This window comes from Pullulanibacillus camelliae, from assembly GCF_014642655.1.
Lineage (GTDB): Bacteria > Bacillota > Bacilli > Bacillales > Sporolactobacillaceae > Pullulanibacillus > Pullulanibacillus camelliae.
In genome coordinates this window covers 24,312-36,236 of the sequence record NZ_BMIR01000030.1, presented here as the reverse complement: position 1 = coordinate 36,236, position 11,925 = coordinate 24,312, and the positions used below count along the sequence as shown (strand labels likewise).

Sequence of the window (11,925 nt, the reverse complement as noted above, 5' to 3'; positions counted from 1 at the left end):
GAACCAAGCGAAGACATTCGCGCGGTAGCTGGAAAAGCGTACAAATTTAGAGTGCCAGAAATACTGGGATGAATAGGGTACCGAGAAAAGTTTGACACAAACGGCGCTACGGGTGTTGTTGCATCGAGAATCATTTTATGTGTAATTCCAGTTGGCTCTGACCCTGGATCTAATGGCATAACTGATAAATCAGGAATGATCACTGCATCATGCTTCGGATGCATTTTGGTCGAGAGCGCCCACATGACACGAGGGAGGTTAAAGGGATCAACATCTTCATCAACAAGAATGATCAACTTACAATAACCTAACCCATGGGGTGTGGTTAAAGCCCTCATGCCAACAGACTTAGCAAAACCACCGTAGCGTTTCTTTGTAGAAATAATGGCGACGAGGCCATGTGTATACATTGCATTGACAGCAACGATTTCATCGGGGTAAGCTTCGGATAATTGTTGATATAACGGAACGCTTGTTGTGATACCAATCATGTAGTCTGTTTCTGTCCAAGGCATTCCGATATACAAATGTTCAAATATTGGATTGTTACGGTGATAGACGCGGTTGATTTTAATCACAGGCATTTTACGACCACCAGAATAATGGCCAGTGAATTCACCGAATGGCCCTTCTATCTCACGTTCACCTGCAAGAATCTCTCCTTCAAGAATAACCTCTGCTCCCCACGGAAGATCAAGGCTGGAATCCTTGGCTTTAACAATTTTATAAGGCTCACCTTGAAGAGCCGCTGCCATTTCATATTCCGATTGGTCATAAAGCAATGGTGTTGCCGCCGCTGTAACAATTGCTGGCTCGTTGCCAAGGGCAATCGCTACCGGTAAATTCTCCCCGCGCTCTTCAGCTTGACGAAGGTGGATGGCGATATCATGCTGTGGAACAGGTTGAATGCCTAGGCGATCCTTTCCCTTGACCTCCATGCGGTAAATGCCGACATTTTGTTTATTAAAATTATCTGGTTCATCCATATCGCGTGAAATAACGGCTGCTTTATCAATATAAAAACCGCCATCGCCTTGATTTAAACGGAATAAAGGGAGAATTTCAAAAAGATTGATGTTCTCAGTGATCTCTACCTCTTGGAAAGGCGCTGTCTCCTCTCTTTGAATAGCTCCTGGAAATTGTTTATAACGCTTGGCAAACTCAAAAAACTGTTCTTTAATTGGAGTATTTTTCGGCATGCCCATCATAATTGCATGGTTAGGCCATGATCCCATAACATTCATCGCAATTTTCGCCTTTTCATATCCGTTAATGTTATTGAATACAAGCGCTGGTGTTTGATCACCAAGGTTGCTCATCGCACTTGCCGCTGAAGCAATATCTGGTTCTGGCATCACTTCATCATCAATGTTTAGAAGCTGTCCTTCCTCTTCAAGCTTTTTAAGGAAGTCACGAAAATCTTTAAAAGCCATAAGTACTTATCTCCCTTTTCTTAAGTATTTTTGATTCCTTCCCACCGTTTGGCCTCAGGCAGGTGAATGCCAAACTGATCCAATGCTCTGTAAGCAATATGATTGACGATATCATCAATGGTTTCCGGCTGATTGTAAAAGGTAAGCATGGGTGGAAAAATCACCGCACCCATTCTAGATAGCTCTAGCATGTTCTCAAGATGGATGTTGTTAAGAGGTGTCTCACGTGTGAGAAGCATCAGTTTTTTACGTTCTTTTAAAACAACATCCGCGGCACGTGTAAGTAAATTATCAGCTAGTCCAATGCGAATGGCGGCCAATGATTTCATACTACAAGGCGCAACAATCATACCATCAACCTGAAAGGAACCGCTGGAAATTTTTCCTGCTTGATCTTTATACGAATAAGAATAATCGGCAAGCAGCTCGACTTCTTTAGCTGTATATGGGGTTTCCAACTTAATCGTAGCGGTAGCCCAAGGTGATAGAACCAAATGGGTTTCAACGTTAGCCTCTTTTAGCAATTGTAAGATGCGAATGCCTATAATGGCTCCCGTGGCACCGGTGATTCCTACGATAATTTTGATTTTTGATACCCCCTCTTCAAAATCCCTTTTATGACCTGTACACCCTAAGTGTACTCCTACCCTTTCCAAACATAAAATATATATTAAGTATCAATTATATATTTTTTTAATATGATTAAAGGACATCCTCTAGAGCTCTAGCGTTGACTCTATGGTGTTAATCTGCCTGATGCCCTCCCTTTTTAACCATTAAATTCATAACTATAAGCTCTATAAATATTTTCCAAATAGGACTAAGCTCTCTATAAATGTTAGGGATATTATGCTTTGTTAAAAACCTCTTTTGTTGTGAAAATGTGACATATGATAAAATGTTAAAAAAGATGTTGGAGATGACGGAATGGACGTTAGACAATTACGCTATTTTTGCACGATCGTAGAAGAAAAACAAATCACCAAAGCCGCAAAGGTTCTCCATATCGCTCAGCCTCCACTCAGTCATCAGTTAAAGCTGTTAGAAGAGGAATTACAGGCCCCACTCATTATTAGGGATGCACGAAAATGGGAAGTGACTGAAGCGGGGAAACGTTTATATCAGCGAGCTAAACAAATTCTTCAGTTAATGGAGGATGCGCAGAAGGAAGTCACAGAAATCGAACAAGGCATTCAAGGGACACTATCGATTGGTACTTCATCCATTTGTATGTCCTATCTAACTGATCATCTCAGTAGCTTTCATAATACGTTTCCTAACGTTTATATAAAATTGTTATATGGTGATACTTATGCCCTTGAAGAAATGCTTCAACAAAACCTTATTGATATTGCCTTATTGCTTTTGCCAGTGGAACAGGAAAATTATCATATCTTATCGCTTCATGAGGACCCTTTTGTCGTTGTCATTCCACGCCAATGGGAAGAAAGATTCCCTGAATCCACAATTAGCCTTAGACAGGTGGCAGAACAAGATTTGTTATTGGGAAGAAGGACTTCGGGGAATGGCATGTATGAAAACATCATTCAGCTATTTAAAGCACAGCAGCTCGAACCCCGTATCATTCTCGATTCACCAGACATTTCAGGACTTCTCACTCTTGTTGCAACCGGTATGGGAGTAACCATTATCCCCCAGTCCGAAGTCCATCAGGTTTATCAAGACAACTATAAGATCCTGCCTATTTCAGAACCATTCTTAAAAACACGCCCAGCACTAGTTTGGCTTAAAGATAAATACATACCGAAAGCAGTCAACGCGTTAATTACTGCCTTTCAAACCTCCCTTTAACCTTTGCGCATAAAGAAAGAGGTTGTCCAAATAAGGACAACCTCTGAATTGCTATACCCATTATTCTGGAATATAAGGCAAATCACCATTTTTACGTACATTTATAACATGAGTATCTGTATAAGTAAGCAGACCTTCAGCACCGTACTCGCGACCAACCCCTGATTGTTTGACGCCACCAAATGGGAATTGAACATCTAAACCTTGAACGGCCGCAGTGTTAATCATCGTCGTTCCAGCTTGGATGCGTGCAGCAACTTTTACAGCATGAGCTTCTTCTCCCCACACTGAACTTGTCAATCCATAGATGCTGTCGTTAGCAAGTGCGATGGCTTGTTCTTCATCATCAAAAGGCAAAATAGGTACAGTAGGGCCAAATTGTTCTTCGACAACGATTGGATCATTATAATCCGCACCAAGAACAGCAGTTGGTTGCAGGAAGTAGCCTTTGTCGTAAAGATCTGGATCAATGACTTGACCTAATTTGATCACTTGTGCCCCTTTACTTTGTGCATCATCGATGAGTCCTTGGACAAATTCAACTTGACGCTTATTATTAACTGGTCCGATGGTTACGTCTGGATTAAAGGGATTACCCACACGAATCCATTTATTTGCAGCCTCAATATATTTTTCAATAAATTTGTCATAAATTGACTTATCAACATAGACGCGTTTTGCAATCATACAAATCTGACCAGCTGTTAGGAAGTTAGAAATGACTAGACGACGCATCGCGCGTTCATCATTGACATCGAAATCAGAAAGAACGATAGCTGCATCATTACCACCCAGTTCGAGTGTCATATGTTTTATTGTATCAGCTGCTGCCTTCATAATATGCTTGGCTGTGTTGGTACCACCTGTAAAGGCGATCTTAGCCACCTTTGGATTAGAAGTAAGCTCTTCCCCGACACCTGATTCACCATGCACCAAATTCAAAACTCCAGCAGGAAATTCAGCAGCGATGATATCAATCACCTTGCTTACTGCAAGCGGAGCAAAGGGACTTGGCTTAACCACCATTGTATTACCAGCAATTAAAGCCGGGGCAATTTTAATGGTGGAAAGTGAGATCGGATAATTCCATGGTGTAATCGCAGAGACCACGCCAATAGGTTCATGACGGATGTAAGTCGTTCCTGCTTCATGCTCCACCACTTCTTCTTTAAGGACTTCTTTAGCTTTTTGACAAGCAAAGCTCATCCAAGCGAGAGAAACAGCCACTTCGCCATTAGAATCATAAAGTGGTTTCCCATGCTCACGCGATAATAATGTCGTGATCTCATCATTGGCCTTTCTCAATTTTTGAATGGCTCGCTCCATGCGTTCAATGCGCTCTTCTAATGGCGTATTTGACCATGTCTTAAATGCTTGATCAGCGGCATCAATCGCTTTTATAGTATCTTCTCTTGTATTAAGTGGGGCATAGCCAACGATTTCATCGGGATGTGTTGGGTCTTCCCGTGGTGACATGTTATCTGTGATAACCTGTTCACCATTAATCAAGGCGTGAACCCGAATTGGTTCCGTTCTAGGTCTCATGACCGATTCCTTCTTTCCTATTTGATAATTAGCTTCTTCATTATATTACCGTGCCGTTATCATTTCACTAAATTTGCATCAGAATTCATAATTTTACACATACCTAATTTAATGCGCTATCATACTTTAAAAGTATAGTTCTTTCCCATAGCCGAACAGCTTAATAAAACAACCCATAATAAGAAAACCGAGCGAAAAGCATGCCCGGTCCTTGTCTAAGTATAGAGTATTATCACATATGAAAGAGGCTTCATTGCCTGATCAAGTGGATGAGAGCGCAAGGCGCGAGATTCGGAACACTCTAAAATCGTGTGTTCCTCGGGCGCCGCTGACTCATGATGCAGAGACTAGAGTCAGAGTCCTGCGGGAAGTGAGAGATCGGTAAGACCTTAGCAGTACGAAGGCGCGAGGGGGCTTACCACTTTCCCGCGGAAAGCGAGCGGCCTGGAGTGGAAATCCGCACCGTCCTCATGATCAGAAATTTTATACTTTCTGATCTTTTTAGAAAACTCAGTTTGCGCCTGATGTGATTTTTGCAAATCACACACTTAGGGTGCCCGCAAGCCTTAGAAGGCGAAAGCTAAAGTTACACTTATACTTCTTCTTTGACTGAAAATATTGGGTTATATTGAGTGCTCATAAATGCTCTCTTCCATTTTTTTTAATTCAGAACATTTTTCTAAATACCAACGCCTTTCATCTTTAAAGCGTTTCCAATTTTCGTCAAGCATTCCCCTTATTTGCTCATTCGCCGTGCCTCCCACAACGTGTCTTCGCTCGAGACAAGCTCTTGGATCTAAAACATCCATTAGCTCTTGTTGCGTCAGAGTGAACGTATAGCCTAGCTCATGACAGATTTGATTGAGTACCTCGACACGAACTTCATTAGCCTTCTTAGAAGTATTTAAGGATTCTCTAACAAAAAGTGCAACAATATGATGCGATTCTCTGAAGGTGATTGCGTAGTGCTGGACAAGGAAATCGGCAAGGTCAGTCATCGTGCTGTACCCTTCATTTGTCACCTCAAGCATTCTTTCTTTATGCCATTGAATGTTCGGCAATATCTCACCAAACAATTGTACAACATGACTTGTCACTTCTAAAGAGTGCCAAATCGGAGTGTATAGATATTTGGTGGCATCACGAATATCGCTATAAGACACCCCTTTTGGAGAGCTTAATACCCCAATGGTATCACCTAATACCCAACTGGCAGCCGAGCGTAAAAATTCTAAAGCAGCAGGATTCTTCTTTTGTGGCATGATGCTGCTGATGACAGCATACTCGTCGGGAATTTCGATAAACGAAAATTCAAACATATTCCAGGTCATTAAATCCGTAACTACGCGACTAATATCCGATACAATAGCGTTTAATGCTGACATGACATCGGCCGTATAGTCTCGGCCTGAAATGGCATCGTAGGCATTACAAATAATAGAGTCAAAGCCCAAACAATCACTTGTTACCTGCCGATCCAGATCAAAACTCGTTGTCGTTAACGCCGCTGCCCCTAATGGACTTTTATTAACAAAAGCAAAGGCATGCTTCATGCGCTGGACATCGCGAAGCAGGACATCAAATACCCCCAAAAAATAGTAGCCAACTGTGATGGGCTGAGCGTGTTGTGTGTGAGTATATCCGGGCATGATGGTCTCCTTTTGCAGCTCAGCGATACGGAGAACCTTATCGGCAAGGGCCAAGACATCCTTTTGAATATTAAGAAGTTTTTCTCTTAAAATCATTCGATATACTGTGGAATAAATATCATTTCGACTACGGCCAACGTGAATGTTTCCTGCCTCGTTCATGCCTAATTCTTGAATTAGTTTTTGCTCAACGGCAAAATAAAGATCTTCTGAATGCTCAGTATCTAAAACGGATAGCCCTTCTTTATCCATTCGTTGTAATGCTTCTATAAGTCTATTGGCTGTATCTTCAGAAATGATCTGCTGCTTTCTCAGCATTTGAACATGAGCAACATTGACATATAATAATGGCTTCAGAGCTTCTTCGCCTAATTCGCTTAATTCATGTCCTAAGACAACATTCCGAAAGGTTGCGCTTGGATCAACTTTTAAACGGCCAGACATTTTAGCCCTCCTCATAAATATTTTAACTAGCCTTCTTTGACATCATTTTTGAAGCTATGATTTTTGTTGATTCCTCCAAAGATTGCACCAAATAAGATGATGATGAACGAAGCAATGAAGGCGGGGATAGTCCCCCCACTCAATAAAGCTTTTAAAGAGGGGATGACTTCAAATGTAACACCAACAATTCCAGAGACAATCATGCTTAATGATAAATAGGCCTTAGGTATTTTTTCACCCTTTTTATCAAAAATTGCCGCACATAGCACAGGAATAAGCGGTGGGGTCAGCCAATCGCCTGCCCATATAAAAAGCTGCAAGACACTGGGAATAAGCCAAGCGATTAATAATGTCCCTACACCAATGACTAGGGTAATGATTCTTAAGTCTTTCAGCAGCTCCACTTTCGAGCGCTTGCTTTTCTTAATGACCTTGAACCACACATCATGCCCTAACAATGTAGTGGACGAATTTAAAAAACCTGCAGCAGAACTCAATATTGCTGCCCACAAAGCCCCTAAAAAGAAACCCGCTACCCACTTAGGAAAGAGGGAAATGGAATAGTGTGGGAAGATCATTTCTGGATCTCCCATCCCTCCCGGATTCATTTTAAATGCAGCCATGCCAATAAGGGCAAGAGCCACCCCTGAGATTCCGGTGACAACCATCCCAAGAATGATTCCCCAGATTCCGGCCTTCACACTTTTAGCACTGCCTAAGCGCTGCCAATAAGGAAAATTTGTAAATCTTGATAATCCCTTATTTAGCCAAAACATTAAAATTGTAATGGCACCAACAGGGCCTAAAAAGCTCGAGTAATTATCAGGTAATCCGGACTGTATCGCAACAAATCCTCCACCCTTCACGGTAACGGCTATAAAAACAACCAATACGCCTATAGCTAGGAAGACGCCCTGCAATACGTCTGTAAATATAACACTGACCAATCCGCCAACAACTGTGTAAGAGATAAATAGAGCTGCTCCGATCAGTAAACCAATAATGGGACTGGCCCCCGTTAAAAGATGTAGGGTCTTGCCGAAGGCAGAGTATTGCGCAGCTAACCAAGAAAGCATCCCTAAAGAAATACAGATACTCGGAATCACACGCAAATATTTATCTTCGCCATAGACACTACACACCAAATCACTAATCGTTGTTACTTTCAAATCATAAAAGCGCTTACCAACCGTGACAGCCATAAGAATAATGACAACAGGCATCGCCAATATAAAATGCAGGGATGACCAGCCTTCTGCATAACCTAATGCAGGATAGCCTAGCATATCCCCTGCTCCAATCGAGGTTGCAAACGTCGTGAATATTAAGACACCGACACCCATTTTTCGATCACCAAGCATATAAGTGCTACTATCCTTCGTCTTTCTTGCTGACCAAAAGCCCAAGATGAGATTCGCCACAATAAAACAAATCATAATTGTTATAATCATAAACTCTTCCTCTCAATCGTTCTTGGCTTCCTCTATTGATCAACTCTATATTTTTGAATAAACTCCTCATCGAATATTAAACCAAATCCTGGGTGTTCACTCACTCTCACCTGTCCAGCTTCAAATGTAGGCTGATTGATAACTATCCTTGGTGTCAGCGGATCTCTTTCTTCTGAAAAGTACTCTGGATACAATCCTAAAGAAATACCAGCTAACAAATGCATCGCGATTAATGGATCTTCATGATGCGCCATTTTTACCTGATAAAATTCAGCCATCCTTGCCACTTTAAGCCAATCGATGAAACCGCTTCCATTAGAGACATCATAATTGATAATATCCACAGCTCCTGACTCAATCATTGCTCGACAGCCGTCGTGGAAAAAATCGCTTTGTCCAGCCGTCACAGGGAGTCCTGTTCTTTCTCGAACAAATTTCATACCTGGAATGTAATCATGCCATTGGACCGGTTCCTCAAACCATTCAATATTCAACTCTTTGACGCGCTGTCCAAATTCTACGGCCTCAAAACGTGTCCACCCTTGATTGGCATCACAAGCAATTATGAAATCCTCACCGACCGCCTCACGAATCGCCTTAATTCTTTCAGCATCTTCTTTAGGCGATAGTGCGCCAACCTTTACCTTTGATCCAGCAAATCCCTTATCCTTATATATCAAGAACTCATTTTGCAACCTATTCATATCACTGCCATTTTCATAATAACCCGCGATAATAATGGGTTTAACAGTGTCACTATACCCACCTACTAATTTATAAACAGGAAGCTGACTCTTTTTCCCTAATAGATCCCACAAAGCAGCGTCCACAGAAGCAATGGCTGCACAGATCAGCGAGCGATTCCCCAGTCGCCTCGTTAAGTGGAACATCTTTTGCCAGCAGCGTTCGATACACAATGGATCTTCTTCTAATAATAACGGTTTTATGCTGTTATGAATAAGGTCTACAACGTGCTGCTGCTGATCACGATTATCTCCTAAAAAAATTCTTCCGTTCACGCCTTCATCAGTAATCACCTCTGTAATAATAGTGCAGCGTTCTTTAATTGCATACGTGGACCCGTTGAATACCTTTGGAAGTGGCATTCGAATGGGGGTTGCGATCACATCAATTATTTTCATCTTTTTTCCTTCCTTCCTTATTTCATTTAAAAATCACCGTCTTATGAACTTGTAAAATTAGGTAAATACACCTCCATTTTCTTGAGAATCAACATCATAAATGATAGTATAATAATAGTTTTCAAGATTTTTAACTATACATCTATAATGTCTATAACATCTATGACATCTACAATATCTTATTCGCTATCGAAGAAAAATATCCTTTGAAAATTTATCTAAATTTATCGACAATTCTCGACGTAAGGAGGACTTTATTTGAGTCAACCCCTATATTTACAAGTCGCTAATCAAATTAAGAACAATATCTTGCACAATGTGTGGACAGATAAACTTCCCTCCGAAAAGGAACTCTGTAAACAATTTGGCGTCAGTCGCATTACATTGCGCCGTGCTGTCCAGGATTTATGTGACGAAGGACTCATTGATAAAAGGCATGGACTGGGCATGTTTGTCGGGAAAAACGATTATCAGTTGGTTGGTTCTGTACTGAAGGATCGTTTATTTAACGAAACACTGATTGAGCATAAGCTTTTTCATATCTCTCGTGAAGTACAACCTGATGGTTTTGTAAGGAACATGCTAAAGCTTGAGTCATCCGACAAGACCATTTACTTGGAACGATTAGTTTCACATCAACAAGAGCAACCCATAGATTATGAAAAAGTTTGGATTCCAACAAAATATGATAATGGGACATTAATTGAAAAAATCTCGACATTTGATCTGGTCATCCCAGCCTTGGAACAATCGGGTATAATGATTTCTAAAACGCGTCTAATGCTAGAACCACAAATACTGGATAAGGATTTTCCAAGTTTAAAGCTTAGCAAGGGGGCTCCTGTTCTATTACTCTGGAGAATTGCATTCGATGAAAAAGAACAGCCCGTCGCCTTGATTGAACACCATATGACACAAAATGGAGCTAAAAGCCTCCTCCACTTTGATTTTCCAAATAAAAATTAATTTTTTGGGAATTTAGCTTTTCTTAGATCCTACTGCAACTGCACATGGTTGCAGTAGGACCTACAAGCACCGCTTTCTAGGTAGACTTTAGGCCATTAAGGATTAAGACTTGTTAGTCATTTAAGCTTTTAGATAAAGCCATGCCTTAGTCCCAACACTGACAAAACTTTAGCCTGCTAAAAGTTGTAACGTGCCTTTCACTCTCTCCACTCTTTCAGAGATTAAACGCATTCTATTGTGCTTTATTCTCTTTTTCTGCTGCTCGTATACATTCATCTGTTTCCCATAAACTAAGCAGAGTAAAGTAGACAATATTGCCCCCTCCCTGAAATCCTGCGCCCTTTCTTGAGTAAAGTTAAATAAAACACTAATAAAGAGCAAGCATTCCCCTCCACGTAAAATTTTTGACAGTCACTTAAAAATAAGGTACATTACAAAAGGACGAACATTTTTATTTTAAATAAAAATAAACATTCGTATTTTGAGGTGTGAATCATGGAAAATGTATTTGATTACGAAGATATTCAATTAATTCCTGCAAAATGTGTTGTAAATAGCCGTTCGGAATGTGATACATCTGTGGCGTTTGGTGGCCGGCGTTTCAAGCTCCCAGTCGTTCCTGCGAATATGCAGACCATTATTGACGAGAAAATCGCTATTGACTTAGCAGAAAACGATTACTTTTATATCATGCATCGCTTTCAGCCTGAAAAACGTCAAGCTTTTATCAAAGATATGCAGTCCCGTGGACTCATCGCTTCTATCAGTGTTGGGGTGAAAAATGAGGAATATGAATTTATTGAACAATTAGCTAAGGAAGGGCTCAACCCAGAATATATCACCATTGACATTGCTCACGGTCACTCCAACGCGGTCATTAACATGATCCAACATATTAAAAAGCATTTACCCCATAGCTTTGTCATTGCTGGGAATGTCGGGACACCTGAAGCCGTTAGAGAATTAGAGAATGCAGGGGCTGATGCAACAAAAGTTGGGATCGGACCTGGGAAGGTTTGCATTACCAAAATCAAAACAGGCTTTGGAACTGGAGGCTGGCAATTGGCCGCATTACGTTGGTGTGCCAAAGCTGCTAGCAAGCCCATCATTGCAGATGGTGGCATTCGTACCCATGGCGACATTGCAAAATCCATTCGTTTTGGTGCTTCCATGGTTATGATTGGCTCTCTTTTTGCCGGTCATGAAGAATCTCCAGGACAAACCATCGAGAAGGATGGCAAGCTGTACAAGGAATATTTTGGTTCAGCTTCAGAATTTCAAAAAGGTGAAAAGAAAAATGTGGAAGGCAAAAAAATGTATGTCGAGCACAAAGGCACCTTAAAAGATACATTGACTGAAATGGAGCAGGACTTGCAATCGTCAATCTCATATGCCGGTGGGAAAACTTTAGAGGCTATTCGTAACGTCGATTATGTCGTTGTTAAAAATTCTATTTTTAATGGAGATAAAGTGTATTAAAGAT

The 11,925-nt window shown here is 41.0% G+C and carries 9 protein-coding genes; 3 read left to right on the top strand and 6 right to left on the bottom strand.

Translation table 11 applies throughout. The features are described 5' to 3' along the window. A partial coding sequence (locus IEW82_RS18800; protein WP_188698688.1) for a non-oxidative hydroxyarylic acid decarboxylases subunit C occupies positions 1-1,433 on the bottom strand: 1,433 nt, incomplete at its 3' end. Between the two features lie 20 nt (positions 1,434-1,453). After that, positions 1,454-2,020: a non-oxidative hydroxyarylic acid decarboxylases subunit B gene (locus IEW82_RS18795; RefSeq protein WP_188698704.1), complete on the bottom strand. Its 567-nt coding sequence runs from the start codon at positions 2,018-2,020 to the stop codon at positions 1,454-1,456. 340 nt (positions 2,021-2,360) lie between these two features. Here IEW82_RS18795 and IEW82_RS18790 point away from each other — a divergent pair, with 340 nt between their 5' ends. Further along, the gene (locus IEW82_RS18790) at positions 2,361-3,245 is read left to right on the top strand and encodes a LysR family transcriptional regulator (protein ID WP_188698684.1); all 885 of its coding nucleotides are present in this window, start codon (positions 2,361-2,363) and stop codon (positions 3,243-3,245) included. 60 nt (positions 3,246-3,305) lie between these two features. Here the strand turns inward: IEW82_RS18790 and IEW82_RS18785 are convergent, their stop codons facing one another. The 4 genes from IEW82_RS18785 to IEW82_RS18770 form a co-directional block, all read right to left on the bottom strand. Beyond that, the gene (locus tag IEW82_RS18785; RefSeq protein WP_188698681.1) at positions 3,306-4,790 is read right to left on the bottom strand and encodes an aldehyde dehydrogenase family protein; all 1,485 of its coding nucleotides are present in this window, start codon (positions 4,788-4,790) and stop codon (positions 3,306-3,308) included. A gap of 623 nt (positions 4,791-5,413) precedes the next feature. Beyond that, positions 5,414-6,883 (bottom strand): argininosuccinate lyase, encoded by a 1,470-nt coding sequence (gene argH, locus IEW82_RS18780; protein WP_188698678.1) that lies wholly within the window; start codon positions 6,881-6,883, stop codon positions 5,414-5,416. A gap of 26 nt (positions 6,884-6,909) precedes the next feature. Continuing rightward, positions 6,910-8,334, bottom strand: a complete 1,425-nt coding sequence (locus IEW82_RS18775) for a sodium:solute symporter family protein (protein WP_188698675.1) — start codon at positions 8,332-8,334, stop codon at positions 6,910-6,912. A 32-nt stretch (positions 8,335-8,366) separates the two neighbouring features. Next, positions 8,367-9,476 carry a mandelate racemase/muconate lactonizing enzyme family protein gene (locus tag IEW82_RS18770; protein ID WP_188698673.1) on the bottom strand — a complete coding sequence of 370 codons (1,110 nt, stop codon included), beginning with the start codon at positions 9,474-9,476 and terminating at the stop codon, positions 8,367-8,369. A 258-nt stretch (positions 9,477-9,734) separates the two neighbouring features. Between IEW82_RS18770 and IEW82_RS18765 the strand changes: the two genes are divergently transcribed. Both IEW82_RS18765 and guaC read left to right on the top strand, forming a co-directional pair. Further along, positions 9,735-10,442, top strand: coding sequence for a GntR family transcriptional regulator (locus IEW82_RS18765; protein WP_188698670.1), 708 nt, complete (start codon positions 9,735-9,737; stop codon positions 10,440-10,442). 495 nt (positions 10,443-10,937) lie between these two features. Further along, on the top strand, positions 10,938-11,921 hold the full coding sequence (gene guaC, locus IEW82_RS18760) for a GMP reductase (protein WP_188698667.1): 984 nt from the start codon (positions 10,938-10,940) through the stop codon (positions 11,919-11,921). Positions 11,922-11,925: the final 4 nt, after the last annotated feature.